Origin of the sequence: Kitasatospora sp. NPDC008115 (genome assembly GCF_042957205.1) — a bacterium.
GTDB lineage: Bacteria > Actinomycetota > Actinomycetes > Streptomycetales > Streptomycetaceae > Kitasatospora.
The window spans coordinates 58,550-84,141 of sequence record NZ_JBIBHU010000035.1; the positions used below are offsets into that span (position 1 = coordinate 58,550).

Annotated in this window: 22 protein-coding genes and 2 tRNA genes; 10 read left to right on the forward strand and 14 right to left on the reverse strand. The window is 72.8% G+C overall.

What is annotated here, in order from left to right:
- Window positions 1-12: 12 nt before the first annotated feature.
- Window positions 13-86 (reverse strand) — tRNA-Pro (locus ACFZBX_RS32780).
- A 146-nt stretch (window positions 87-232) separates the two neighbouring features.
- On the opposite strand from ACFZBX_RS32780, the gene ACFZBX_RS32785 reads away from it, so the two are divergent.
- Window positions 233-303, forward strand: a tRNA-Gly gene (locus ACFZBX_RS32785).
- A gap of 109 nt (window positions 304-412) precedes the next feature.
- On the opposite strand, the gene ACFZBX_RS32790 is transcribed toward ACFZBX_RS32785, so the two are convergent.
- On the reverse strand, window positions 413-964 hold the full coding sequence (locus tag ACFZBX_RS32790) for a hypothetical protein (RefSeq protein ID WP_391537432.1): 552 nt from the start codon (window positions 962-964) through the stop codon (window positions 413-415).
- Window positions 965-1,189: 225 nt separating this feature from the next.
- On the opposite strand from ACFZBX_RS32790, the gene ACFZBX_RS32795 reads away from it, so the two are divergent.
- Window positions 1,190-1,993 carry a DUF6348 family protein gene (locus ACFZBX_RS32795; RefSeq protein ID WP_391537433.1) on the forward strand — a complete coding sequence of 268 codons (804 nt, stop codon included), beginning with the start codon at window positions 1,190-1,192 and terminating at the stop codon, window positions 1,991-1,993.
- A 37-nt stretch (window positions 1,994-2,030) separates the two neighbouring features.
- Here ACFZBX_RS32795 and ACFZBX_RS32800 read toward each other — a convergent pair whose 3' ends face one another.
- The 4 genes from ACFZBX_RS32800 to ACFZBX_RS32815 all read right to left on the reverse strand — a co-directional run bounded on the left by ACFZBX_RS32800 (window position 2,031) and on the right by ACFZBX_RS32815 (window position 5,549).
- Complete coding sequence (locus tag ACFZBX_RS32800) at window positions 2,031-2,225, reverse strand: hypothetical protein (protein ID WP_391537434.1); 195 nt, start codon at window positions 2,223-2,225, stop codon at window positions 2,031-2,033.
- A 564-nt stretch (window positions 2,226-2,789) separates the two neighbouring features.
- A complete protein-coding gene (locus ACFZBX_RS32805; RefSeq protein WP_380763403.1) occupies window positions 2,790-4,019 on the reverse strand; it encodes a PP2C family protein-serine/threonine phosphatase in 1,230 nt (409 codons plus the stop codon).
- Window positions 4,020-4,387: 368 nt separating this feature from the next.
- Entirely contained in the window at window positions 4,388-4,879 is a 492-nt protein-coding gene (locus tag ACFZBX_RS32810) for a ribose-5-phosphate isomerase (RefSeq protein WP_391537435.1), read from the reverse strand.
- Between the two features lie 70 nt (window positions 4,880-4,949).
- Window positions 4,950-5,549, reverse strand: a complete 600-nt coding sequence (locus ACFZBX_RS32815) for a biotin transporter BioY (protein WP_391537436.1) — start codon at window positions 5,547-5,549, stop codon at window positions 4,950-4,952.
- Window positions 5,550-5,850: 301 nt separating this feature from the next.
- Here ACFZBX_RS32815 and ACFZBX_RS32820 point away from each other — a divergent pair, with 301 nt between their 5' ends.
- The gene (locus ACFZBX_RS32820) at window positions 5,851-7,263 is read left to right on the forward strand and encodes an amino acid permease (RefSeq protein WP_391537437.1); all 1,413 of its coding nucleotides are present in this window, start codon (window positions 5,851-5,853) and stop codon (window positions 7,261-7,263) included.
- A 66-nt stretch (window positions 7,264-7,329) separates the two neighbouring features.
- Here the strand turns inward: ACFZBX_RS32820 and ACFZBX_RS32825 are convergent, their stop codons facing one another.
- Window positions 7,330-7,980 carry a disulfide bond formation protein DsbA gene (locus tag ACFZBX_RS32825; protein WP_391537438.1) on the reverse strand — a complete coding sequence of 217 codons (651 nt, stop codon included), beginning with the start codon at window positions 7,978-7,980 and terminating at the stop codon, window positions 7,330-7,332.
- A gap of 243 nt (window positions 7,981-8,223) precedes the next feature.
- Here ACFZBX_RS32825 and pepN point away from each other — a divergent pair, with 243 nt between their 5' ends.
- Entirely contained in the window at window positions 8,224-10,788 is a 2,565-nt protein-coding gene (gene pepN, locus ACFZBX_RS32830; RefSeq protein WP_391537439.1) for an aminopeptidase N, read from the forward strand.
- A gap of 81 nt (window positions 10,789-10,869) precedes the next feature.
- On the opposite strand, the gene ACFZBX_RS32835 is transcribed toward pepN, so the two are convergent.
- Window positions 10,870-12,219 (reverse strand): glycoside hydrolase family 18 protein, encoded by a 1,350-nt coding sequence (locus tag ACFZBX_RS32835; protein WP_391537440.1) that lies wholly within the window; start codon window positions 12,217-12,219, stop codon window positions 10,870-10,872.
- A 203-nt stretch (window positions 12,220-12,422) separates the two neighbouring features.
- Window positions 12,423-15,086 (reverse strand): aconitate hydratase AcnA, encoded by a 2,664-nt coding sequence (gene acnA / locus ACFZBX_RS32840; protein WP_391537441.1) that lies wholly within the window; start codon window positions 15,084-15,086, stop codon window positions 12,423-12,425.
- Window positions 15,087-15,446: 360 nt separating this feature from the next.
- Here acnA and ACFZBX_RS32845 point away from each other — a divergent pair, with 360 nt between their 5' ends.
- Entirely contained in the window at window positions 15,447-15,854 is a 408-nt protein-coding gene (locus ACFZBX_RS32845; RefSeq protein ID WP_391537442.1) for a type II toxin-antitoxin system VapC family toxin, read from the forward strand.
- A gap of 74 nt (window positions 15,855-15,928) precedes the next feature.
- On the forward strand, window positions 15,929-16,468 hold the full coding sequence (locus ACFZBX_RS32850; RefSeq protein WP_391537443.1) for a superoxide dismutase family protein: 540 nt from the start codon (window positions 15,929-15,931) through the stop codon (window positions 16,466-16,468).
- 7 nt (window positions 16,469-16,475) lie between these two features.
- On the opposite strand, the gene argF is transcribed toward ACFZBX_RS32850, so the two are convergent.
- The 3 genes from argF to ACFZBX_RS32865 all read right to left on the reverse strand — a co-directional run bounded on the left by argF (window position 16,476) and on the right by ACFZBX_RS32865 (window position 21,835).
- A complete protein-coding gene (gene argF / locus ACFZBX_RS32855) occupies window positions 16,476-17,477 on the reverse strand; it encodes an ornithine carbamoyltransferase (protein ID WP_391537444.1) in 1,002 nt (333 codons plus the stop codon).
- 114 nt (window positions 17,478-17,591) lie between these two features.
- The gene (locus ACFZBX_RS32860; protein WP_391537445.1) at window positions 17,592-20,267 is read right to left on the reverse strand and encodes a polynucleotide kinase-phosphatase; all 2,676 of its coding nucleotides are present in this window, start codon (window positions 20,265-20,267) and stop codon (window positions 17,592-17,594) included.
- On the reverse strand, window positions 20,264-21,835 hold the full coding sequence (locus ACFZBX_RS32865) for a 3' terminal RNA ribose 2'-O-methyltransferase Hen1 (RefSeq protein WP_391537446.1): 1,572 nt from the start codon (window positions 21,833-21,835) through the stop codon (window positions 20,264-20,266). The genes ACFZBX_RS32860 and ACFZBX_RS32865 overlap by 4 nt, the downstream gene beginning before the upstream one ends.
- A gap of 127 nt (window positions 21,836-21,962) precedes the next feature.
- Between ACFZBX_RS32865 and dapD the strand changes: the two genes are divergently transcribed.
- Window positions 21,963-22,952 (forward strand): 2,3,4,5-tetrahydropyridine-2,6-dicarboxylate N-succinyltransferase, encoded by a 990-nt coding sequence (gene dapD / locus ACFZBX_RS32870; RefSeq protein ID WP_391537447.1) that lies wholly within the window; start codon window positions 21,963-21,965, stop codon window positions 22,950-22,952.
- 108 nt (window positions 22,953-23,060) lie between these two features.
- Here the strand turns inward: dapD and ACFZBX_RS32875 are convergent, their stop codons facing one another.
- Window positions 23,061-23,252, reverse strand: a complete 192-nt coding sequence (locus tag ACFZBX_RS32875) for a DUF397 domain-containing protein (RefSeq protein WP_391537448.1) — start codon at window positions 23,250-23,252, stop codon at window positions 23,061-23,063.
- Window positions 23,245-24,108, reverse strand: a complete 864-nt coding sequence (locus ACFZBX_RS32880) for a helix-turn-helix domain-containing protein (RefSeq protein ID WP_391537449.1) — start codon at window positions 24,106-24,108, stop codon at window positions 23,245-23,247. Before ACFZBX_RS32880 ends, ACFZBX_RS32875 begins: the two co-directional genes overlap by 8 nt.
- Window positions 24,109-24,403: 295 nt before the next feature.
- Here ACFZBX_RS32880 and ACFZBX_RS32885 point away from each other — a divergent pair, with 295 nt between their 5' ends.
- The 3 genes from ACFZBX_RS32885 to ACFZBX_RS32895 are packed head-to-tail and all read left to right on the forward strand — an operon-like array spanning window position 24,404 to window position 25,223.
- Entirely contained in the window at window positions 24,404-24,769 is a 366-nt protein-coding gene (locus tag ACFZBX_RS32885; RefSeq protein ID WP_391537450.1) for an ATP-binding protein, read from the forward strand.
- Window positions 24,766-24,981 (forward strand): hypothetical protein, encoded by a 216-nt coding sequence (locus ACFZBX_RS32890; RefSeq protein ID WP_391537451.1) that lies wholly within the window; start codon window positions 24,766-24,768, stop codon window positions 24,979-24,981. The genes ACFZBX_RS32885 and ACFZBX_RS32890 overlap by 4 nt, the downstream gene beginning before the upstream one ends.
- Window positions 24,978-25,223 (forward strand): hypothetical protein, encoded by a 246-nt coding sequence (locus tag ACFZBX_RS32895; RefSeq protein ID WP_391537452.1) that lies wholly within the window; start codon window positions 24,978-24,980, stop codon window positions 25,221-25,223. The genes ACFZBX_RS32890 and ACFZBX_RS32895 overlap by 4 nt, the downstream gene beginning before the upstream one ends.
- The last annotated feature ends 369 nt before the right edge of the window (window positions 25,224-25,592 follow it).

Genomic DNA, 25,592 nt, shown 5'->3' on the forward strand with positions numbered 1-25,592 from the left:
CCCTGCGCACGGTCGGGGTGACCGGATTCGAACCGACGGCCTTCCGCTCCCAAAGCGGACGCGCTACCAAACTGCGCCACACCCCGTGGTGCCGAGAGGAAGCGTACACGCCGGGCCCCGCCGGATCGCCGAGATATTCCGAGGCCCTCACCGGGAATCGGGTGTGCGCACAGCCGACCGGACCAGGTACGCTGTTTCCCGACCTTCCGTCCGGCGACGGCCGGAGGATCACGCGGGCGTAGCTCAATGGTAGAGCCCTAGTCTTCCAAACTAGTCACGCGAGTTCGATTCTCGTCGCCCGCTCAGCAGGACGAACGGCCCCGGTGGATGCGTATCCACCGGGGCCGTTCGCGTTTCCGGCGCCACGTCAGCCCCGGTGTCCCGTCGGCCCGGCACCCCGCCGGCCCGGTGCTCACAGGCCCAACCGAGCGGCCCGGGCGGCGGCCCGCTCCAGCAGCCGGTGGACGTCGGCCTGGCGGGTGGCGGGCCGGTCGTTGAACTCGTCCGGGGAGTTCACCGGACGGCCGGTGGCGTGCAGCACCTCCATCAGCTGCACCCGGGCGGTGCGCACGGTGGCCGGGGTGCCGAACCCGTGGGCGAGCACCGCCGCCTGGGCGCCGAGCAGGCAGACCCGGCCGGAGGCGTCCCACATCGCGCCCTGCAGCCAGCCGTGCGCGGCGATGTAGCGGGAGGCGAGGGCGAGGTGCTCGGCGGCGGTGACCGGGACGGGCCGGGCCGGGCGGCGCAGCGCCCGGTCGAGCAGGGTGGCCCGGGGCGGGCGGTGGCCGGCGTGCCAGGGCTGCGGCACCGAGCCGTACGGGCAGACGTAGGGCGCCGGGGTGCGCGCGGGGGCGGGCAGCGAGGCGAGGTACGCCTCGATCTCGGCGACCAGCCCGGAGGTGTCCGGGGCGGACGGGACGAGCGGCCGCGGGGCGGGGGCGGGTCCGAGGGTGGTGCGGGGCATGCGGATTCTCCAGGCGGAGCCGGTGGTTCTCGCTACCCAAAATGGTGCATTCCGGTCATCTCTGCGAGTGGAACGGCACGCCGGTGACTCCGGACCCGCACGGCCCGGCGGCGCCCGGACGGTTTCCCGGGGGGCCTCCGGGCCGATAGCCTCGGCGGCGTTCGAGAGCAGTTCGATGGCAGATGGCGTTCGAGACGATTCGAAGCCGTGAGCTGAGGAGTCCCCGTGCGCCCGCAGGACCGACTGGCCGTGATTCAGCGCTGCGTGGTCCGGGAGATGGCGCGGCTCGGGCAGGAGTTCACCGTCGACGGCGAGGTGGTGCGCGGTCCCGGGACGGTCGCGGTGGCCGTCCGGGAGCATCCCGGCGGCGAGGGCGCCGGGCACGTCGACCTCGGCTGGGCGATGGAGCTCGGCCGGGCGGACGCGCCGGTGGTGTGGGACTGCACCGCCGGCCTCGGCAAGACCGAGGAGGAGAAGCTCGAGAACGCGGTGCGGATGTGGGCGACCACCACGGCGGCCGCGCTGGTCGAGCTGCGGGAGGGGCGCGGCGCGCACGCCGACCACGCCGACCACGCCGAACTGCCCGGCTGGCACGCCGTCCAGGGGCCGGCGGCGGTCTTCGGGTTCGGCAACGAGCGGCTGGCGGCCTGGCTGGCCGGGAACCGGGTGGTGCCGGCCCTGGCGCCCGCGCTGCTGCCGGCGCTGAGCGGGCCGGGCGCGCGGCGGCCGCACGGGGTGAAGCTGTTCCTCGGCGGGCGGTCGGGGGACGACGTGGCCGAGGTCAGGATCGACGGCGAGGTCAGCGAGGCGGCGTCGGCGGCGCTGCGCGCGCTGGACTGGCCGCGCGGCGAGCGGCTGTGCTGGGCACGGCTGTTCGTGCTGCTGACGGCCCACGAGGAGCCGTCGGCGGCGATGACCGCGCCGGCCGGCGCCGGCGGGGTCGCGTCGGCCCGGCCGGCGGCCGTGGCGGCGGCGCGCCCGCGGGGCCTGTTCGCCCGGTGGCGGCAGGCGAGGCGCGCCGACCGGTGACGGGGGCGCCGGTCCCGGAGGCCCGGCGGTCCGACGGTCAGCTGGCGATGCTGGAGATGGACTTGGCGATCTGGGCCAGGAAGTCCTGGATCGGCTTGGCGGCCGTGCTCTGGTTGAGCATGAAGCCGAACAGGGCGGCCAGGATGAAGTGCCCGGGCTTCAGCTGCTTCTGGCGGATGAAGATGAAGCAGATGACGCCGAACAGGACCAGCGCGGAGACGGAGAGTGCCACCCGGACTCACTTCCTCGTTTCATAGCGGGGCGCCACCGGCGGACGTCCCCTGCGAAGCCGGACCCCGGCCTGTCCGACGGTCCCGAGGCGGAACGGCAGTTCGTCCGGCACGTCGAGGCCGGAGGGAAGGCAGCCCGGTACGGACGCACGGTTTCCGTCGTGCCGCATGTGACGCCCCCCATCCCCCGAATCCTGAACAGTCCCGCCCGGACTCAGTGTGGTCGACCGTGCCGATTGCGTAAAGGTCTGACAGTCGGTCGAACGCCGATATCCTGCGATGCGAGACGAGTTTCCGCCGACCGGGACGATAGTCGAGACATCTTGACGAATCGTCGGCGGGGCACCGCTGAGCGGCCGGGAAACGTTCGGCGGGCCGGAGCGGAACCGGCAGGTCCGCTCTGCTTCCGGGGTGCCGGAATTGGCTGAAGATCAGCTCCGGGGCTTGACAGCAGCTGCCGTTGGCACGTGCCGTCGCGCAGGGCCCCGCAACAGGGCCCGTGGCGGGGCTCGGTGGGACGCCGGTGGGGCGTCGGCGGGGGGCGTCGGTGGGGCGTCGAACGCCGCTCAGTCGCGCCAGAGCAGCAGGACCGCGCGGTCGTCGTTGATGTCCCGGGCGACCGTCTCGATCAGCCGGGAGGCCGCGCCGCCGCCGGCGCCCGGGCCGCCGCCCGGCACCAGCCGGTCCGCCTCGCCCATCAGCCGGTCCATGCCCTCCGAGAGGTCCCGGCCGGGCGCCTCGACCATGCCGTCGGTGCACAGCAGCAGGACGTCGCCGCGGTTCAACCGCCCCCGCACGCCCTCGAACTTGGCGCCGTCGTAGATGCCGAGCGCCGGGCCCTCCTGCGCCTCCTTGACCTCCCAGCGGCCGGCGCCCGCCAGCCGCTGCATGCCCGGCAGGTGCCCGGCCGAGAGCAGCTCGTACTCGCCGGTGTCCAGGTCGAGCACCAGGTGCACGGCGGTCGCGAAGCCCTCCTCCCAGGACTGCCGCAGCAGATAGCCGTTGGCGGCGGGCAGGAAGTCGTGCGCGGGCAGCGAGCCGAGCAGCCCGCCGAACGCGCCGGAGAGCAGCAGCGCCCGCGAGCCGGCGTCCATGCCCTTGCCGGAGACGTCCGCGAGGACCACCTCCAGCACCCGCCGGCCGGGGCCGGTGCGGTCGGCGACCACGAAGTCGCCCGAGAAGGACTGCCCGCCGGCCGGGCGCAGCGCCATGTCGGCGTGCCAGCCGTCCGGCAGCCGGGGCACCCGGCTCTGCACCCGCAGCCGCTCGCGCAGGTCGAAGAGCATCGTCGAGCCGCCCCACCAGGGCACGCCGACCCGGCTGCGGAACTGGGCCAGCAGCAGGCCGCCGACGCCGGCCGCGCCGACCACCAGGGCAGCGCCGGGGGTGACCCCGTAGGTGTAGGACTCGGGGTGGTCGCTGGCCACCCGCTGGCCGGTGTGGATGACCGACTCGGCGGACAGGCCGAGCGCGGCCAGCGCGTACAGCACCACCAGGGAGCCGGGGCGCAGCAGCAGGGCCGCCGCCAGGATCGGCAGCACCAGGGCGGTGGGCGGGGCCCAGGCGGGCCACCAGACGTTGAGCAGGATCAGCAGCGGCACCAGCAGGGAGAGCGCGCAGAGCACCGGCCAGTCGGCGGCGCCGCCGCGGAAGTAGTCCACTCCGGCGGTGCGCAGCCTTCGGCGGACCCGGCGGAGCCTCTTGCGCAACCGGGCCGTCACGGGGTCGGACGCCGGGGCGGCGCCGGGCCTCGTCGCAGTCGTCTGGGGCGGTGTGCCCGGCGCTCTGCCAGCCATGGGGACCGACCATATCCAGCGCTCCCGGTCGGCGTCGACGGGCCGGGCGGGGGCGGCGGTGCGGTGGCGCGGGCCCGTCAGCGGGTTTCGGCCGATTGCGGCGGGTGGCGGCCGGAGTGTCAGGAGGCGTGCGGGCACAGGGCGTACGAACCGCCCGGGCGGCGCGTGCCCCGTCGCGCGGGCGGTTCGGGCGCGGCGTGCGCCGGGGTGCGCGCTGTGGCCGATCACACAGCGATCTCACAGCCGCCGTCCAGCCGCCGTCCGGCCGGATCCGCACCCCCGCACGCGGGCCGGGGAACGCGGGCGGCCGGCCGCGCCGTCACGGGCGCGGCCGGCCGCCGGAGAGGAGCCGGGACGGGCGGGAGGGGTCAGGCCTCCTGCTGCGGGTGGTGGGCCGGGATCGGCGGGAGCTCGCCGGTGGTCTCGTACACGCCGAGCATGTCGATCCGGCGGGTGTGGCGCTCGTCGCCGCTGTACGGGGTGTTGAGGAAGATCTCGACGAACCTGGTGGCCTCGTCCTCGGTGTGCATCCGGCCGCCGATGGAGATCACGTTGGCGTTGTTGTGCTCGCGGCCGAGCGCGGCGGTCTGCTCGCTCCAGGCCAGCGCGGCGCGGACGCCCTTGACCTTGTTGGCGGCGATAGCCTCGCCGTTGCCCGAGCCGCCGATCACGATGCCCAGCGACTGCGGGTCGGAGGCGGTGCGCTCGGCGGCGCGCAGGCAGAACGGCGGATAGTCGTCGAGGGCGTCGTAGATGTGCGGCCCGCAGTCGACCGGCTCGTGGCCGGCCTCCTTGAGCCACTCCACGAGGTGGTTCTTCAGTTCGTATCCGGCATGGTCGGAGCCCAGGTACACGCGCATGCCCATGAGTGTGGCATGCGCGCGGACCCGGGCTCCGCAGGGGGCGGCGAGCCGGCCCCGGAGAGCGGGGTCAGCGGCGGCCGACGAGCTTCCAGGCGAGCGGGAGGGCGCCGGCGGCGAGGGCGGCCTTCAGGGCGTCGCCGACCAGGTACGGGTAGAGGCCGAGTTCGGCGGCGCGGGCGAGCGGGACGTCGAGGGCGAACGCCAGGTAGGGCACGCCGACCGCGTAGATGGCGAGGCTGCCGAGGACCATCGCGGCGGCGGTGCGCGCCGGCGAGCGGTCGGCGCCGCGCCGGGCCAGCGCGCCGACCAGGCCGGCGGCCAGCACGAAGCCGATCGCGTAGCCGAACGAGGGCATCGACCAGCCGGAGGAGCCCTCGGCGAACCACGGCACGCCCGCCATGCCGGCGAGCAGGTAGAGGCCGAGCGAGGCGATGCCCCGGCGGGTGCCGAGCGCGGTGCCGACCAGCAGGGCGGCGAAGGTCTGGCCGGTGACCGGCACCGGGGAGCCGGGGACGTTCACCGACAGCTGGGCGGCCAGGCCGGTGAGCGCGGCGCCGCCGGCGACCAGGGCGAGGTCGCGGGCCTGGGCCCCGAGGCGGGTACCGGCGGCGGGCAGCAGGTCCGCGAGGACGGCGCGGCTCGGAACGGGGGTGCTGGCGGTGGCCATCGGGCTTCTCCTCGGCACGGTGGGGATCCGGACGATCGAAGGATCAGCGGATCAAGTGAGTGATCACTCTGAACCTACGCGGCGATCACACCGAACACCGTCAGGGATCCGGACAAAGCCCCGGCCACCCTCCTTGTCGGGTCCCGACCCACCGGGGCCACGGAACGTGACCGCACGGGCCCGGACTGCCACGATGAGGTCCGCATGCTGATCCCGGACCGGACATTCTTGGCATGCACAGCCACATCCCCGGATATTGGACAGCTCGCACCGCATGCCGAACAGTCTGGATCCACCTCCCATGGCCCGCTCCTCCGCGCGCTCCGCGCCGCCCGGGACCACCACACCCCCTCCCCCGGCCCCCGGCCAGCAGCTCTCGCACGGGCTCAAGCAGCGCCACCTCTCGATGATCGCCCTCGGCGGCGTCATCGGCGCCGGCCTGTTCGTCGGCTCCGGCGCGGGCATCGCGGCGGCCGGGCCCGCCATCATCCTGGCCTTCGTGCTCTCCGGGCTGCTGGTCATGCTGATCATGCGGATGCTCGGCGAGATGTCGGCGGCCCGCCCGGCCTCCGGCTCCTTCTCCGTGCACGCCGAGAAGGAACTCGGCCCCTGGGCCGGGATCACCGCCGGCTGGATGTACTGGGTGATGCTCTGCTGCGGCGTCGCCGCCGAGGCCACCGCCGCCGGCAAGATCGTCAACGGCTGGGTCCCCGGCGTCTCCGCCTGGATCTGGGTCGCCCTGTTCATGGTGTTCTTCTGCGCCAGCAACCTCACCGCGGTGAAGAACTTCGGCGAGTTCGAGTTCTGGTTCGCCGCCGTCAAGGTCGCCGCGATCATCGCCTTCCTGGTGCTGGGCGCACTCGGCGTGGCCGGCGTGCTCGGCCCCGGCGCCCCCGGCACCACCAACCTCACCGGCCAGGGCGGCTTCCTGCCCACCGGCGCCAGCGGACTGATCGTCGGCCTGCTCGCCTCCGTCTTCGCCTACGGGGGCCTGGAGACCGTCACCATCGCCGCCGCCGAGTCCGAGGACCCCAAGCGCAACGTCGCCTACGCGGTGCGCACCGCCGTGTGGCGGATCGCGATCTTCTACATCGGCTCGATGGCGCTGGTCGTCACCCTGGTCTCCTGGAAGGACCCGGCGGTCGTCGCCGACGGCCCCTACGTCACCGTGCTGCGCCACCTCGGGGTGCCCGGCGCCGGGACGATCATGCAGTTCGTGGTGCTGATCGCCCTGCTGTCCGCGATGAACGCCAACATCTACGGCGCCTCCCGGATGGCCTACTCGCTGGTCGGCCGCGGCCAGGGCCCGCGCGCCCTCGCCAAGGTCAGCGGCGGCGTACCCCGGCGGGCCGTGCTGGCCTCCTGCCTGTTCGGCTTCGCCGCCGTGCTGGCCGCCAAGTTCTGGCCCGCCACCGTCTTCACCTGGCTGATGAACACCACCGGCGTCGCCATCCTGGTCGTCTGGCTGTTCATCTGCGTCGTCCAGCTGCGGATGCGCCGCCGGCTGGAGCGCGAGGCGCCCGAGCTGCTCACCGTGCGGATGTGGGGCTTCCCGTACCTGACCTGGGTCGCGATGGCCGCCGTCGCCGGCATCCTCGCCCTGATGACCACCACCGAGGGCAACCGGCAGCAGCTGTACGCGGCCGGCGTGCTGGTCGTGCTGCTCACCACCGCCGGCCTGGTCAAGCAGCGCCGGGACGCCGCCCGGGGCTGACCCGCGGGAGCGAAGCGAAGGGGGCCCGGCACCGTGCGGTGCCGGGCCCCCTTCGCGCGTCGCGGCCTACTCGAAGGACGGGCTCGCGGTGCGGGTCCGCTTGATCTCGTAGAAGCCGGGCGTCGAGGCGACCAGCAGGGTGCCGTCCCACAGGCGGGCGGCGGCCTCGCCGCGCGGGATCGGCGTCACCACCGGGCCGAAGAACGCGACCCGCTCACCGTCCGCGCCCTCGACCGCGATCACCGGGGTGCCGACGTCCTCGCCGACCAGGGTGATGCCCTCCTTGTGCGAGACGCGCAGCGCCTCGTCGTACGCGTCGGTGCCGGCCGCGTCCGCCAGCTCCACCGGCAGCCCGGCCGCGGCCAGCGCCGCCTCGATGGTCTCTTGGTTCGCCGGCAGGCCCTGGTTGTGGAAACGGGTGCCCAGCTCGGTGTAGAGCGGGCCCAGCACCTGGTCGCCGTGCTCGCGCGCGGCCGCGATGCACACCCGCACCGCGCCCCAGGCGCTGTCCAGCAGCTCCCGGTACTGCGGCGGGAGGTCCCGGCCCTCGTTCAGCACCGACAGGCTCATCACGTGCCAGTTCACGTCCACCGGGCGCAGCTGCTGGACCTCGATCAGCCAGCGGGACGTCATCCAGGCCCACGGACAGGCCGGGTCGAACCAGAAGTCGGCGGTCTTGCGCTCGGCGGCGCCGGTGGCACCAGCGGCAGTCGTCACGGCTGTCGTCCTTCGAGAGTCGTCCGGAAGAAGTGCGGGTCGGGGACCGTACGGCCGCGCGCGACCACGCCCCCAGAGCGCCAACACCCGGCCCGCGCCGCTGATTCCGCCCCGCCCGGCCGAGTTGTGCAATGGTACCGGCGCGGGGGGCGTGAAAGGATACCCCCGCAGCACCACAGCGCGCCGCACCACCGCACCAGCGAAGACCGCACCACCGTGCGAGCCGGACAAAGGAGTACCGCCGTGCCGGGCAAGAACCTGAGCCGCGACGAAGCCCAGCAGCGGGCCAGCATCCTCACCGTGGACGCCTACCGCGTCCAGCTGGACGTGACCTCGGCGCCCGACCCCGCGGCCGCCACCTTCCGCTCCACCACCACCATCGCCTTCCGCTGCGCCGAGCCGGGCGCGTCGACCTTCCTCGACCTGCTCGCCCCGGCCGTGCGCGCCGTCACCCTGAACGGCCGCGCCCTCGACCCGGCCGCCGCCTACGACGGCGCCCGGGTGCACGTCGAGGGCCTGGCCGCCGAGAACGTGCTCACCGTCGAGGCCGACTGCGCCTACAGCCGCACCGGCGAGGGCCTGCACCGCTTCACCGACCCCGCCGACGGCGAGACCTACCTCTACACCCACTACGAGCCGGCCGACGCCCGCCGGGTCTTCGCCACCTTCGAACAGCCCGACCTGAAGGCCCCGTTCACCTTCACCGTCACCGCGCCCGCCGCCTGGGACGTCTGGTCCAACGCCCCGCACGAGCGCGTCACCGCCGAAGCCGGCGCCCGCACCTGGGAGTTCGCGCCGACCCAGCCGATCTCCACCTACCTCACCGCCGTCGTCGCCGGCCCGTACCACGTCGCCCGCGACCACTACAGCCGCACCCTGGACGACGGCACCGTGCTGGACATCCCGCTCACCGCGATGTGCCGCCGGTCGCTCGCCCCGTACTTCGACTCCGACGAGATCCTCGGCGTCACCAGGCTCGGACTCGACTTCTTCCACGAGAGGTTCGGCTACCCGTACCCCTTCGGCAAGTACGACCAGGCGTTCGTCCCCGAGTACAACATCGGTGCCATGGAGAACCCCGGCTGCGTCACCTTCCGCGAGGAGTTCGTCTTCCGCTCGCGGGTCACCGACGCCGCCTACGAGGGCCGCGCCAACGTCATCCTGCACGAGATGGCGCACATGTGGTTCGGCGACCTGGTCACCATGCGCTGGTGGGACGACCTGTGGCTGAAGGAGTCCTTCGCCGACTTCATGGGCTCCTACGGCCTGGTCGGTGCCGGGACCCGCTACCGGTCCGCCTGGGTCACCTTCGCCAACCAGCGCAAGGCCTGGGCCTACCGCCAGGACCAGTTCCCCACCACCCACCCGATCACCGCGGACATCCGGGATCTCGAGGACGCCAAGCTCAACTTCGACGGCATCACCTACGCCAAGGGCGCCTCGGTGCTCAAGCAGCTGGTGGCGTACGCCGGGGCTGACGCCTTCTTCGAGGGCGCCCGCCGCTACTTCCAGCGGCACGCCTTCGGCAACACCGAACTCGCCGACCTGCTGGACATCCTGGAGGAGACCAGCGGCCGCGACCTCAAGTCCTGGGCCGCCGCCTGGCTGCAGACCGCCGGCGTCAACACCCTCACCCCGCAGCTCACCGCCGACGCCGAGGGCCGGATCACCGAACTCGCCGTCCTCCAGGACGGCGGCGTACTGCGTCCGCACCGGATCGCGGTCGGCCTCTACGACCGGGACGCCGACGGCGCGCTGGTGCGCACCGACCGCTTCGAACTGGACGTCACCGGCGCCCGCACCGTCGTCGCCGGCGCCGCCGGCCGCCCCCGGCCCGCGCTGGTCCTGCTCAACGACGACGACCTGACCTACTGCAAGGTCCGCTTCGACGAGGAGTCGCTGGAGACCCTGCGCGGCGGCCTCGGCGACATCAAGGACGACCTGGCCCGCGCGCTCGCCTGGTCCGCCGTCTGGAACCTCACCCGGGACGCCCTGATGCCGGCCCGCGACTACGTGGCGCTGGTCCTGCGGTTCGCCGGCCAGGAGGCCAACATCGGCGTCCTGCAGTCCCTGCACACCCAGGCCAAGGGCGCCGTCGACCTCTACGCCGACCCGGCCTGGCGCGGCGAGGGCGGCCGGCTGCTCGCCGACGGCGCGCTGCGCGAGCTGCGCGCCGCCGCCCCCGGCAGCGACCACCAGCTGGCCTGGGCCCGCTTCCTGGCGCAGACCGCCAACGGCTCCGAGCACCTCGGCCTGGTCCGCGGCCTGCTGGCCGGCACCGCCCGGATCGACGGCCTGGAGGTCGACCAGGAGCTGCGCTGGGCGCTGTGGCTGGCGCTGGCCGCGGCCGGCCAGGCCGGCGAGGAGGAACTGGCCGGGGAACTGGCCGCCGACAACACCGCGAGCGGGCGCCGCCAGCACACCCAGTGCCTGGCCGCCCGGCCCACCCCGGAGGCCAAGGCCGCCGCCTGGTCCGCCGTGATCGACTCCGACGAGCTGCCCAACGCGCTGGTCGAGGCCAACATCGCCGGCTTCGCGGTGCCCGCGCACCGCGACCTGACCGCGCTCTACGCCGCGCCCTACTTCAAGCTGCTGGAGCGGGTCTGGGCCGAGCGGACCATCGAGATCGCGATGCGCATCGTCGGCGGCTTCTTCCCGCAGGCGCAGGTGGACGAGGCCACGCTGGCCGAGGCGGACGCCTGGCTGGCCGGGCACCCGGACGCGGCGCCCGCGCTGCGCCGGCTGGTGCTGGAGCGCCGGGACGACCTGGCCCGCGCGCTGCGGGCGCAGGCCTGCGACCGGGCCTGAGCCGAACGGAACGGGCGGGGCCCGCCGCGACGCGTGTCGCGGCGGGCCCCGCCCGTTTCCCACGGCGGTGTCAGGACCGGCTCACTTGCCGCGCAGGCCCTTGTCCAGGGCGGCCATCGCGCTGCCCTGTGCGTCGTCGCCGTCCAGCGACCAGACCATCACACCGGCCAGGTCGTTCCAGCGGGCGTAGCGGGCCTTCTCGGTGAGCACCTCGGCCGAGTCGAAGCTGTAGAAGGTGTTGCCGTCGTACTTCCAGGACGCGGCGTGGTCACGGTCCACGTAGGTGGTGGAGCCGGGCAGCGCGTTGAGCTCCTTGTAGGTGAGGTCCGGCACGGTGCCGGTGGCCTTCTGGTAGAGGCCGTTGCGGTTGCCGGCCGGCACGCCGGTCCAGCCGTGGCCGTAGAACGGCGTGCCGAGGACGGTCTGCTGGGACGGCAGGCCGCGCTGGGCGTAGTGGTCGACGGCCTTGTCGGAGCTGCGCTGGCGGGCGTCCGGGTCGGTGGGGTCGGAGTAGAGCGGGGAGTGGTGGTTGGTCGGGCCCTTGCCCTCCCACGGACCGTGCAGGTCGTAGGTCATCAGGTTGAGCCAGTCCACCGACTCGGCCAGCTCGGGCAGCTCCAGCCGGTCGGCGACGGTCTCGTTGGCGGCCACGGCGGCGGTCAGCAGGTAGTGGTCGGGCTTCTTGGCCTTGCCCTTGGCCCCCGCGGCGCGCTCGGCGGCCAGCTCGTCCAGCTGCTTGCGGAACTCGTCCATCAGCAGGGTGAAGTTGCGGCCGTCCTCGGGGCGGACCACGTTGCCCGCGTCACCGCCGCCGCCCGGGTACTCCCAGTCGACGTCGATGCCGTCGAAGACGCCCGCGGCCACGCCGGCGCCGCCCTCCGGGGAGCCGGCCAGCTGCGGCACGTCGCCCTTCATGTAGAGGTCGATGCAGGAGGAGACGAACTTCTGGCGGGCCTCCTCGGTGGCGGCGGCGTCCGAGAAGTACTTGGACCAGCTCCAGCCGCCCAGCGAGATGACGACCTTCAGCTGCGGGTTCTTCGCCTTGAGCTTGCGCACCTGGTTGAAGTGGCCCTTGAGCGCCTGCCCCGGGGCGTCGGCGACGCCGTCCACCGACTCGGCCGCGGAGAAGGCCCGCTGGTAGTCGTTGTAGGCGTCGCCCTGGCCGGGCTCGTTGCTCTCGAAACAGGTGCCCTCGGCGGAGACGTTGCCGAAGGCGTAGTTGATCACCGTCAGCCGGCCGGCCTGGCCGGTCTCCTGGACGCGCTTGGCGGAGCTGTCGGCGCCCCACGAGGTGAAGTAGCCGACCCGCTGGCCCTTGAGCTTGGGGCCCTTGGCGCCGTCGGCGGCGCTGGCCGTGGCGGTGGCGGCGGTGGAGGCGAGCAGGGCGGCGACGGTGGCGGCGGCGAGCAGGGCGGGGCGGCGAATGGGCATACCGGACCTATTCTCTGATGCAACGTCAATTGGTATGGACCAGCTGGGACAGAGGTTTAGTCCATCGCGCCCACGCCGCACAAGGGGTCCGGCACGGTCGGCGCACTATGCAAAAGACCGGCAAAGCCCGTGCGACGGAAGGGAGAACGGAAGGAGGCCGGACCGCGGGTGCGGTCCGGCCTCCTCGGCGCTCAGCGCGTGGCTCAGCCGTTGATCAGGCTGCGCAGCACGTACTGCAGGATGCCGCCGTTGCGGTAGTAGTCCGCCTCACCGGGGGTGTCGATGCGCACGACCGCGTCGAACTCCTTGCTGGTCCCGTCCGCGCCGACCGCCTTGACCTTGACGGTCGCCGGGGTGCGGCCCTCGTTGAGCTCGGTCACACCGGTGAAGGAGAAGGTCTCCTCGCCGGTCAGGCCGAGGGAGTCGGCGTTCGCGCCCTCCGGGAACTGCAGCGGCAGGACGCCCATGCCGATCAGGTTCGAGCGGTGGATGCGCTCGTAGGACTCGGCGATGACGGCCTTGACGCCGAGCAGCGCGGTGCCCTTGGCGGCCCAGTCGCGGGACGAGCCGGAGCCGTACTCCTTGCCGGCCAGGACGACCAGCGGGGTGCCGGCGGCCTGGTAGTTCTGCGAGGCGTCGTAGATGAACGACACCGGGCCGTCGGCCTGGGTGAAGTCGCGGGTGTAGCCGCCCTCGGTGCCCGGCGCGATCTGGTTGCGCAGGCGGATGTTGGCGAAGGTGCCGCGGATCATGACCTCGTGGTTGCCACGGCGCGAGCCGTAGGAGTTGAAGTCGCGCTTCTCGACGCCGTTGGCGGTCAGGTACTGCGCCGCCGGGGTGCCCGGCTTGATGTTGCCGGCCGGGGAGATGTGGTCGGTGGTGACCGAGTCGCCCAGCTTGGCCAGGACGCGGGCGTCGGCGATGTCGCTCACCGGGCTCGGGGTCTTGGCCATGCCCTCGAAGTACGGGGGCTTGCGGACGTAGGTGGACTCGGCGTCCCACTCGAAGGTGTTGCCGGTCGGGACCGGGAGCGACTGCCAGCGGTGGTCGCCGGCGAAGACGTCCTGGTAGCCCTTGTCGAACATGTCCTGGTCGATGGAGCCGGCGACGACCTCGGCCACCTCCTGCTCGGAGGGCCAGATGTCGGCGAGGAAGACGTCGTTGCCGTCGGCGTCCTTGCCCAGGGCGTCCCTGGTGATGTCGACGTTCATGTTGCCGGCGAGGGCGTAGGCGACCACCAGCGGCGGGGAGGCCAGGTAGTTCATCTTGACGTCGGGGTTGATCCGGCCCTCGAAGTTGCGGTTGCCGGAGAGCACCGAGACGACGGCCAGGTCGGACTCGTTGACCGCGGCCGAGACCTCCTCGGGCAGCGGGCCCGAGTTGCCGATGCAGGTGACGCAGCCGTAGCCGACCAGGTTGAAGCCCAGCTTCTCCATGTACGGGAGCAGGCCGGCCTTCTCGTAGTAGTCCATGACGACCTTGGAGCCGGGCGCCAGGGTGGTCTTGACCCAGGGCTTGACCGTCAGGCCCTTCTCCACGGCCTTCTTCGCCAGCAGGGCGGCGCCCAGCATGACGGAGGGGTTGGAGGTGTTGGTGCAGGAGGTGATCGAGGCGATCACGACCGCGCCGTTGTCGATCTCGTAGGACGAGCCGTCGGGGGCGGTGACGGCGGTCGGCTTGGAGGCCTCGGCCGAGTAGGCCGGCAGCGCCTCGGCGAAGCGCTCGGCGGCCTCGGCCAGGATCACGCGGTCCTGCGGGCGCTTCGGGCCGGAGATCGACGGGACGACGGTGGAGACGTCCAGCTCGAGGTACTCCGAGTAGACCGGCTCGTGCGAGGGGTCGTGCCAGAGGCCCTGCTCCTTGGCGTACGCCTCGACCAGGGCGAGCTGCTGCTCGTCGCGGCCGGTGAGCTTCAGGTAGTTGATCGTCTCGGCGTCGATCGGGAAGATCGCACAGGTCGAGCCGAACTCCGGCGACATGTTGCCGATGGTGGCGCGGTTGGCCAGCGGGATGGCGCCGATGCCGTCGCCGTAGAACTCGACGAACTTGCCGACCACACCGTGCTTGCGCAGCATCTCGGTGATGGTGAGGACCAGGTCGGTGGCGGTGGTGCCGGCCGGCAGCGAGCCGGTCAGCTTGAAGCCGACGACGCGCGGGATCAGCATGGAGACCGGCTGGCCGAGCATCGCGGCCTCGGCCTCGATGCCGCCGACGCCCCAGCCCAGCACGCCCAGGCCGTTGACCATGGTGGTGTGCGAGTCGGTGCCGACGCAGGTGTCCGGGTACGCCTGGCCGCCGCGGACCATGACGGTGCGGGCCAGGTGCTCGATGTTGACCTGGTGGACGATGCCGGTGCCCGGCGGGACGACCTTGAACTCGTCGAACGCGGTCTGGCCCCAGCGCAGGAACTGGTAGCGCTCCTTGTTGCGGCCGTACTCGATCTCGACGTTCTGGACGAAGGCGTCCGGGGTGCCGAACTTGTCGGCGATGACGGAGTGGTCGATGACCAGCTCGGCCGGGGCCAGCGGGTTGATCTTGGCCGGGTCGCCGCCCAGCTCCTTGACGGCCTCGCGCATGGTGGCGAGGTCGACCACGCACGGCACACCGGTGAAGTCCTGCATGATCACGCGGGCCGGGGTGAACTGGATCTCCTGGCTCGGCTGGGCGTCGGCGTCCCAGTTGCCGAGGGCACTGATGTGGCCGGCGGTGATGTTGGCGCCGTCCTCGGTGCGGAGCAGGTTCTCCAGCAGCACCTTGAGGCTGTAGGGCAGCCGAGCGGAACCCTCGACGGCGGAGAGCTTGAAGATCTCGTACGACTCGTCGCCCACCTGCAGCGAGCTGCGGGCGTCGAAGCTGTTCGCGGACACGACTGACTCCTTCTAGGTGCTTCGTGCGGTATCCGGCCGCCACGGTGGTAAGGTCACCCTTACTTAGGCTGACCTTGCCCGCACCGCCGGTGAGCGCCTCTCGGCAAGTATCTTGATGTCGAGATATATCGTAAGGCGGAGTTATCTCGATGTCGAGATAAACCATAGTGCATGCCACGACGTCCGCCACGTCGGCACCACCTCCAGCCTGCCTCCCCCGGATGCATCCTCCCCGAACCACCGCCGAACCCCCCGTAACGCGGGCCCCGCGCCCGCGCGTCCCGCCGCCCCGGCCCGGGAGCCCGCCCCGGTACCGTGACCCCGGAACGACACACCGGGAGCTGGCATGGGGGCCGACTGATGATCGTGGTGGACGCGTCCGCGCTGGTGCTGGCGCTGGCCGACGAGGGCGGGCGCGGGCAGACGGCCCGGGCCGAGCTGGCCGCGGGCGGCGAGTGGGTGGCGCCCGAGCACGTCGTCGTCGAGGTGATGCAGTCGCTGCGCGGCCTCTACCTGGCGCGCGAACTCACCGCCGAACGGGTCGGCGAGCTCACCGCCGAACTGCCGGGGCTGGCGATCCGCAAGATCCCGGTCGAGCCGCTGCTCGGGCGGATCTGGGAACTGAAGGACAACCTCACACCGGACGACGCCGCCTACGTGGCGGTGGCGGAACGGTTCGGGGCGCCGCTGGTCACCGCCGACCTGCGGCTGATGCGGGCCAGCGGGCCGCGCTGCGAGATCCGGGGCATCCGGCCGGCGGACGGCTAGGGCGTGTCCGGGAGGCGGTGCGCGGCGTTGAACGGGGCGTCCGGCCTCCCGCCCCCGCCCGAAGAGGTTCGCCGATGCCCGCTCCGCTCGCCGCCGCGCTGCTCCCGTTCGCCCTGCTGGCGCCCGCCGCCGTCCCGGTCGCGGTCACCGAGGCCGACTTCGACCCGGCCACCGCGTTCGTCCCGCCGGCCGCGATCAGCCACGCGCCCGACCTGGTGCCGTACGGCTCGCACGTACGGGTGGTGGTGGACCGCTCGGTGCCCGGGCGGACGGTGCTGACCATGAGCGTGGCCGGGGTCGCCGCCGACCACGAGTTCCCGGTGCACCTGCACACCGGCGCATGCGGGGCCGACCCGGCCGCGTCCGGCCCGCACTACCAGGACGTGGTGGACCCGGTCAGCCCGTCCACCGACCCCGCGTACGCCAACGACCGCAACGAGCTGCGCCTCGCGCTGCGCACCGACGGGCGGGGCGAGGGCGCCGCCGCCACCTCGGTGGCCTGGCGGCCCCGGCCGGGCGGGGCCCGCTCGCTGGTGCTGCACGCGGGCGACCCGGCCGGCGCGCACGGCGCCGCCGACCGGGTCGCCTGCGTGAACCTGGAGGAGCCGCGGTAGCGGCGGGTCAGCCGCCGAGGGTGGCGACCAGGACGGCCTTGATGGTGTGCAGGCGGTTCTCGGCCTGGTCGAAGACCACGGAGTGCTCCGACTCGAACAGCTCGTCGGTGCACTCCAGCTCGGCCATACCGGTCTCCTCGAACAGCTGCCTGCCGACCACCGTGCCCAGGTCGTGGAAGGCCGGCAGGCAGTGCAGGAACTTCACCTGCGGGTTGCCGGTGGCGCGCACCGTCTCCATCGACACCTGGTACGGCTTGAGTAGCGCGATCCGCTCGGCCCAGACCTCCTTGGGCTCGCCCATCGAGACCCAGACGTCGGTGTAGAGGAAGTCGGCGCCGGCCACGCCCTCGGCGACGTCCTCGGTGAGGGTGATCCGGGCGCCGCTGGTCGCGGCGAGCCCCTGCGCGGCCTTCCGCACCTCCTCGTCCGGCCACAGGGCGCGCGGGGCGACGATCCGGATGTCCATGCCGAGCAGCGCGCCGGTGACCAGCAGCGAGTTGCCCATGTTGGAGCGGGCGTCCCCGAGGTAGGCGAGCGCCACGTCGGTCAGCGGCTTGGCGGTGTGCTCGGTGACGGTGAGCACGTCGGCGAGCATCTGGGTGGGGTGCCACTCGTCGGTGAGGCCGTTCCAGACCGGCACGCCCGCGTACGCGGCCAGCTCCTCGACCACCTCCTGGCCGTGCCCGCGGTACTCGATGCCGTCGAACATCCGGCCGAGCACCCGGGCGGTGTCCTTGATCGACTCCTTGTGGCCGATCTGGGAGCCGGCCGGGTCCAGGTAGGTGGTGGTGGCACCCTGGTCGTGGGCGGCGACCTCGAAGGCGCAGCGCGTCCGGGTGGAGGTCTTCTCGAAGATCAGGGCGATGTTCCTGCCGCGCAGCCGGGGCTGCTCGGTGCCCGCGTACTTCGCCGCCTTGAGCGTGGCGGCGAGGTCCACCAGGAAACGGAACTCCTGGGGCGTGAAGTCGAGCTCCTTGAGGAAGTGCCTGTTCCGGAGGTTGAAGGCCATGCCGGGCTCCTGGGTGTGACGATGACGGGCGGGTACGGGCGGGCAGGGAAGTAGCAAGTCTATACGACGTGCAGAATTTCTATGCACGACTGCCACTTCCGCCCGCCCGACCCGTCACAGCCGCGGATCCACCGGCTCCGACTCCAGTGCCAGCACGGCGAACACCGCTTCGTGTACCCGCCAGAGCGGCTCGCCGCCCGCCAGCCGGTCCAGCGCCTCCAGGCCGAGCGCGTACTCGCGCAGCGCCAGCGACCGCTTGTGCCCGAGGAAGCGCTGCCGCAGCCGGTCCAGGTGCTCGGTGTAGTCCGGGCCGTAGACGATCCGCAGGTACTCGCGCCCGCGCACCTTCACCCCGGGCTGGACCAGCCCGCCCGGCCGCCCCTCCCCCGCCCGGCCGCGCACCAGCGAGGCCAGCGGTTTGACGACCATGCCCTCGCCGCCCGCCGCGGTCAGCTCCTCCCACCAGGCGACACCCGCGGCGACCGACGCCTCGTCGGCGGTGTCCACCACCAGCCGGCCGGTGCGGCGCAGCAGCGGGGCCCCCGGGTGGTCCGCCTCGTCCGCCCCGGCCAGCCGGTCGCTCCAGGCGAGGTGCTCGTCGTGCGGGCGCACCGCCAGGTTCGCCCCCTCGGCCGCCAGCACCTGGAACGGCGCCAGCCGGATCCCGGCCAGCCCCTCGGTCGGCCAGCAGTACCGCCGGTACGCCTCGGTGAACGCCTGCGCGTCGGCGGCGCGCCGCCGCTGGCGACCGGTCAGCTCGGCCACGTCCAGCCCGCGTCCGCCGGCCCGCTCCAGCGCGGCCAGCACCTCCGGCAGCGCCGCGCCCGCCGCCGCGCCGACCGCCGCGTACTGACGGCGCAGCAGCTCCACGGCCTTCAGCGACCACGGCATCAGCTCGGCGTCCAGCAGCAGCCAGCCGGTGCGCAGCTCATCGAACAGCCCGGACCGCTCGGCGGCGGCCCGCAGCCGCTCCAGCACCGCGGCGGTCAGCGCCTCGTCCCCGAGGAACGCCCGCCCGGTGCGGGTCCAGATCGCGCCCCGGCCGGCCGGCCCGAACCGCTTCTCCAGCGCGGCGCCGTCCCGCGCCACCAGCACCACCGCGCGGGAGCCCATGTGCTTCTCCTCGCAGACCACCCGCCCGACGCCGTCCGCCCGGTAGGCGGCGAAGGCCTCGTCGGGGTGCTCCAGGTAGCCGGGCCTGGACGAGGTCGCGCTCGGCGCCATGGTCGGCGGCAGGTAGGCGAGCAGCCGGGGGTCGATCGCGAACCGGCTCATCACCTCCAGTGCCGCCGCCGCGTTCTCCTCCCGCACCGCGACCCGGCCGGCCAGTGCGGTCTCCACCGCCCGGCGGCCCGCCACGTCGGCGAGGTCCAGCGGGCGTCCCTCGCGGGCACCCGGCGCGTCCGTGCGCATCGGCCGCACCGGCGCGTACCACTCCCGCTCGGCCTCGGCGGTGACCAGCTCCCGCTCCGGGTAGCGCAGCGCGGTCAGGCCGCCGCCGAAGACGCAGCCGGTGTCCAGGCAGATGGTGTTGTTGAGGAACGCCGCCGACGGGACCGGCGTGTGGCCGTAGACCACCAGCGCCCGGCCCCGGTACTCCTCCGCCCACGGGTAGCGCACCGGCAGGCCGTACTCGTCGGTCTCGCCGGTGGTGTCCCCGTAGAGGGCGTGCGAGCGCACCCGGCCGGAGGCCCGGCCGTGGTACTTCTCCGGCAGGCCGGCGTGGCAGACCACCAGGGCGCCGCCGTCCAGCAGGTAGTGGCTGACCAGGCCGCGCATGAACGCCCGGACCTCGGCGCGGAACTCCTCGGACTCCTCCGCCAGCTGGTCCAGCGACTCCTGGAGGCCGTGCGAGACGGTGACCTTGCGCCCGTCCATCGCCCGGCCGAGCTTGTTCTCGTGGTTGCCGGGCACGCAGAGCGCGTGCCCGGCCGCCACCATGCCCATCACCAGGCGCAGCACGCCCGGCGTGTCCGGGCCGCGGTCGACCAGGTCGCCGACGAAGACCGCCGTCCGCCCCTCGGGGTGCACCGCGTCCACCGGGCGCCCGGCGTCGTCGCGCAGCAGCGTCCAGCCGAGCCGGGTCAGCAGGGTCTCCAGCTCCGAGCGGCAGCCGTGGACGTCGCCGACGATGTCGAACGGGCCGGTGAGGTGGCGCAGGTCGTTGAAGCGCTTCTCCGGCACGATCTCGGCGACCTCGACCTCGGCCTCGCCGCGCAGGACGTGCACCTTGCGGAAGCCCTCGCGCTCCAGGCCGCGCAGCGAGCGGCGCAGCTCGCGGTACTGGCGCGGCACGACGTGCGCGGGCAGGTCGCGGTCCGGGCGGGAGCGGTTGCGCGCGGCGCAGACGCCCGGCGGGACGTCCAGCACGATGGCGATCGGCAGCACGTCGTGGTCGCGGGCGATCCGCACCAGCTGACGGCGGGCCTCGGGCTGGACGTTGGTGGCGTCCACGACGGTCAGCCGGCCGGCGGCGAGGCGCTTGCCGACGATGTAGTGGAGCAGGTCGAAGGCCTCGGCGGAGGCGGACTGGTCGTTCTCGTCGTCGGCCACCAGGCCGCGGCAGAAGTCCGAGGAGACGACCTGGGTGGGCAGGAAGTGCTTGCGGGCGAAGCTGGACTTGCCGGCGCCGCTGGGGCCGATCAGGACCACCAGGGAGACGTCCGTCACCGGCAGGCGGCGGGGGGCGGCCGTTGCGGCGGCGACGGACCGGGTCGCGTCGGTCGCGTCGGCTACGTCGGTTTCGTTGGGCTCGGCGGTCGCGTCGGTCTCGTCGGTCGCGTCGGTCATCGGGTCTCGCCCCCTTCGTCGGGCGTCGTGCTGTCCATGGTGACGGTGTTCGCGGGCACCGCGTCGGCGGCCCCGTCGTTGTCGAGGCGGAACAGGGCGAGCTGGGTCGGGGCGCCCACCTCGGCGTCCTGCGGGCCGACCGGACGGATGTCGACCGTGTAGCCGTACGCGGCGGCGACCCGGTCGGCCCAGTCGCGGAACTCGGCGCGGTCCCACTCGAAGCGGTGGTCGGCGTGCCGGAGGTGACCGGCCGGCAGGCTCTCCCACCGGACGTTGTACCCGGCGTTCGGCGTGGTCACGACCACCGCCGACGGCCGGGCCGCGCCGAACACCGCGTACTCCAGGGCGGGCAGCCGCGGCAGGTCCAGGTGCTCGATCACCTCGCAGAGCACGGCCGCGTCGAAGCCCTTCAGCCGCGCGTCCGTGTACGTCAGCGCGCCCTGGACCAGCCGCACCCGGCTCGCCCGGCGCTCCGGCATCCGGTCCAGCCGCAGCCGGCGAGCGGCCGCGGACAGCGCCCGCACCGACACGTCCACGCCCAGCACCTCGGTGAACCGCGCGTCCTTCAGCAGCGCGGCGATCAGCTCGCCCTGGCCGCAGCCGAGGTCGGCCACCCGGGCCGCGCCGGTCTCGCGCAGCGCGTCCAGGATGGCGGTGCGGCGCTGCTCGGCCAATGAGGTGGTGCGCTGCCCGCTCTGCTCCTGCCCGGTGTCCTCGTGCTCGCTCTGCTCCGCGCCGTCGTCGACCGCGTTGTCCACCTCCTCGGCCTCGCGGTCGTCGGCCTCCGCCAGCCGGGCCAGCTCCAGGCGCTCCATCGCCCGCCGGGTCAGCGTCCAGCGCCGCGACAGGTAACGGCGGGTGATCAGGGCACGCTCGGGGTGACCGGCCAGCCAGCCCTCGCCGGCGGCGAGCAGCTTGTCGACCTCGTCCGGGGCGACCCAGTAGTGCTTGGCGCCGTCCAGGACCGGCAGCAGCACGTACAGCTGCTGCAACGCGTCGGCCAGCCGCGCGTGCTCCGCCGACAGCTCCAGCCGGACGTAGCGCGACTCGCCCCACTCGGGGAACGCGGCGTCCAGCGGGATCGCCGACGCCTCCACCCGCCAGCCCAGCGGCTCGAAGAGGCGGACCGCCATCGCCGCACCGGCGCCCTCGCCGGCCGCGCCGCCGACCGGCACGGCCGGCAGGGAGATCCGCAGCGGGCGCGGCCGGTCGGCCAGCCCGGGGCGGGTCTCGCAGACGCCCTTCATCGCCGTCCGGAACACCGTGCGCAGCGCCACCGCGAGCAGCGAGGAGGCCGCGTAGGGGCGGTCGTTGACGTACTGGGCGAGCGCGAAGTCGGGCGAGCCGGCGCGGCCCTTGCCCCGGCCCTTGCGGACCAGCGCGATCGGGTCGACGTCGAGCAGCAGCGCGGCCGTGCAGGCCTCGTCGCCCGCCTCCGGGTAGAAGACGTGCGCCTCGCCGTGCGCCGTGGAGAACCGCTGGACCCTGCCGGGGTGCTTGTGCAGCAGAAAGCCCAGGTCAGTGGCCGGGTTCTCGGCGGTACCTGTGGTGGAGATCGACATGAACACCCGTTGGAGTATTGCCGAGGAGGGGCTCCCCCAGCACCGCATTTTGTCGCCGACCGGGAGCGCCGGGACCGGTCCGGACGGTGAGCGTGTTCGGCAGCGGCGGCCCGGATTCGTTAACGTGCACGATGTGACTGCAGAATCCACCACCCCCGTGAACGGCGCCGTTGCCGCAGGTCTGGCCACCATCGCCGCGGACGGCACCGTCCTCGACACCTGGTTCCCGGCCCCCGTGCTGACCGCCGAGGCCGGCCCGGCCGGGACCGTCCTCCTGACCTCCGAGCAGGCCGAGGCCGAACTGGGCGCGGGCGCCGCCGAGGCGCTGCGCGCCGACGCCCGCCGCGGCGTCGAGGTGGTCGCCGTGCGCACCACCATCGCCTCGCTGGACGAGAAGCCGCTCGACGCGCACGACGCCTACCTGCGTCTGCACCTGCTCAGCCACCGCCTGGTCCGGCCGCACGGCCTGAGCCTCGACGGCATCTTCGGCCTGCTGGCCAACGTGGCGTGGACCAGCATCGGCCCGGTGCCGGTGGACAAGGTCGAGCAGGCCCGGCTGGCCGTGCGCGCCCAGGGCGGGCAGCTCGCCGTCTACGGCATCGACAAGTTCCCGCGGATGACCGACTACGTCGCCCCGTCCGGCGTGCGCATCGCCCACGCGGACCGCGTCCGCCTCGGCGCCCACCTGGCCGCCGGCACCACCGTGATGCACGAGGGCTTCGTCAACTTCAACGCCGGCACGCTGGGCACCTCGATGGTCGAGGGCCGGATCAGCGCGGGCGTCGTGGTCGGCGACCACAGCGACATCGGCGGCGGCGCCTCGATCATGGGCACCCTGTCGGGCGGCGGCAAGCAGATCGTCTCCGTCGGCGAGCGCTGCCTGCTCGGCGCCAACGCGGGCATCGGCATCTCCCTCGGCAACGACTGCGTCGTCGAGGCCGGCCTCTACGTCACCGCCGGCACCCGGGTCACCGCCCCGGACGGCGCCGTGGCCAAGGCCGTCGAGCTGTCCGGCCAGGACAACCTCCTCTTCCGCCGCAACTCCCAGACCGGCGCCGTCGAGGTCATCGCCCGCACCGGCTCCTGGGGCGGCCTCAACGCCGACCTCCACGCCCACAACTGACCCGCGCGGCAGATGACTGATGCCGGGCTTCGAGACCTCTCGAAGCCCGGCATCCGTTTTCCGGCGACACGCCCGGACCGCCCGTCAGAAGAAGACGTGCCACCGAGGTCAGTCGCGGCTGTCGAACTCACCGGCCTTGATGCTGCCGAGAAGGGCCGCGAAGACCGCCGGGGGTGTGTGGAGGATCACGGAAGGGTCATCGGATTCCCGCAGTTCGATTGCCCCGACCCCTGCACGGGCCTCGACGCACTCATTGTTCGAGGCGCTGTAGCTGGACTTCTGCCACTCCGCGTCAGACATGCGTGGCCTTCACTTCCTTCACGATGGATCGGATGAACTCGCGCGATTCCTCTTCCTGGAGAGCAGTGGAATCGAGGCGCGAGAAGATGACTCGGTGCTTGGCCAGATCGGCTTGCGAGTCGAAGAAGAGTGCCCCTTGGGATACGTCCATCTCGATGGTGTCGAGCTCGGGAACCGGGCCTTCGGCGAAGGTCAGGTTCTCACCGGATCCCGGGAACGTATCAAGCGCAAACGGCACTACCCGTACCGAGATCCCGGACTGCTCGGAGTCGTCGACCAGGGCGCTGAGCTGGTCAGCGAGCACTGCAGGACCGCCGAACTGCATCCGCAGCGCGGCCTCGTGGATGAAGGTCCGCAAAGGTGTGGAGCCTGAGCGAACAAGCTCCTGACGACGGATCCTGAAGGTGGTCCTCGTCTCGATCTCCTGTGACGGCAGCGGCGGGAACAACCGGGCGAACACTGCCGACGCGTAGGCACGGGTCTGGAGCAGGCCCGGGATGTAGGCAGTGGTGCAGAAAGTCAGCCGCGCGGCGTGGGCCTCAAGTTCGGCGACCTCAAGGAAGTCGATGGTCAGCGCACCCCGGTATTCCTCCCACCAGCCCTTGCCACGTTCCGAAGCCATGCGCGCGAGGGCGTCGATCAACGGCTCATTGGCGCAGCCGCACGCCGAGGCGACCATCCGCAGCCGCTCGGGGCTGACCCCGATCTTCGCCATCTCCATCTGCGTCATTTGAGCGGGGCTGATGCCGAGCTTCCTGGCAAGCTCACTGCCGCCGAGGCCAGCCTGCTCTCTCATCCGTCTCAGCTCACTTCCGAGGCGCCGCTGACGGAGGGTCGGGTTGGAGCGAAGGGCCATGACGTCCTCTCTACCGGTGCTGGATCAGTCTGCCGCGCGGGCAGCGAGCAGGTCCATCTGGGAGCCGACTACACGGTAGGGGGAACTTTCTCGCCGCGACCTATAAATAGAGGTTGGGTGAGCTATGGTCTGTCTCACAACGATCCGACGGATCGTCAGTAATGCCTGTTCTCCAGGGCAGTAGGCGCATGCTGCCCACTCCGCACCGCAGAGCAGCCAGGTCCGGACTGGCCTCGTTCACGGCGACGCATCCGTCGGCCCCCCTCCCCACTGCCTCTCACCACGGAGGTCTCCCATGCGTGCCCTCAACCCGCCCGACTGTTCCGCCATCCGCGCCGAACTGCGCTCCATCCTTCGCACCGCCCACTGGCACCCCGACGCCATCAACGACGCCGAACTCGCCTTCCAGGAACTCTTCATCAACGCCTGGCAGTACGGCGGCTCCCCCGCCCCCGCCGTCCTCGTTTCCCTGTGCCCGACCGTCCTTCGCGTCGCCGTCTGCGAGGACTGCCCCACCCTGCCCGAACCCCGCATCCCCACCGACCCCTATGCGGAGTCCGGACGCGGACTCCACCTCGTCCGCGCCCTCACCCACCGCAGCGGCGCCAACCCCACCAAGACCGGCAAGGTCACGTGGTTCGAACTGGACGCCGCCGCGTGAACACCCCCATCACCCCCCACGACACCTACCTCCGCACCTACACCGAACCCGAGGTCACCGCCCTCCTCCGCGAACTCCACGAGCGCGGAGAGCCGTTCGGCATCCAGTGGGGCTCCGCCGCCGTCAACGGCACCACCGTCGACTTCGGCAGCACGTCCCTCCCCACCCTCCTCAACCTCCTCGAACTCCTCCGCGACGCGAGCCGGACGTGACCACCTTCCTCATCGGCGCCGCCTTCGCCGTCCTCCTCGCCCTCGCCATCGCCACCGTGATCACCGGCGTCATCACCGCCCTCAAAGCCGGCCCGCCCCCGCCGCCCATCACCCGCCACGGCCGCTGGGAACTCCGCACCACCCCCGACGGCACCCCCGAATACACCTGGATCGCCCGCCAAGCCGGCCACTTCAGCCCCGAAACCAACCCCCACAACCACCGCCGCCACATACCCAAATGACCACCCGGAGCGAGAAGTCGGCCCGGCCGACTTCCTGCTCCGCCCCATTCCTGCGCGGGGGTAGCGAGCCCTCGCCTGCCCTGAGCGAGGGCCAGGGATATGCGGATCGTCTCGGGCGGCCCCTTGCTCCGAGCAAGGGGCCGCCCGACAAACCGTGCAGCTTCCACCACACAGCCCGGGAGTAGGAAGTCGACGAGGCCGACTTCCTACTCCCGGGCTCCGGTGGCGGGGGGGGGGGGGGGGGGGCGCGCCCCCCCCCCCCCCCCCCCCCCCCCCCCCCCCCCCGTTAGTTTTGGGGGTTTTGGGGGGGCGCCCCCGGCGCGCGCGGCGGGCGGCCCCCCCCCCTCCCCTCCGCCCTTCCCACTCCCA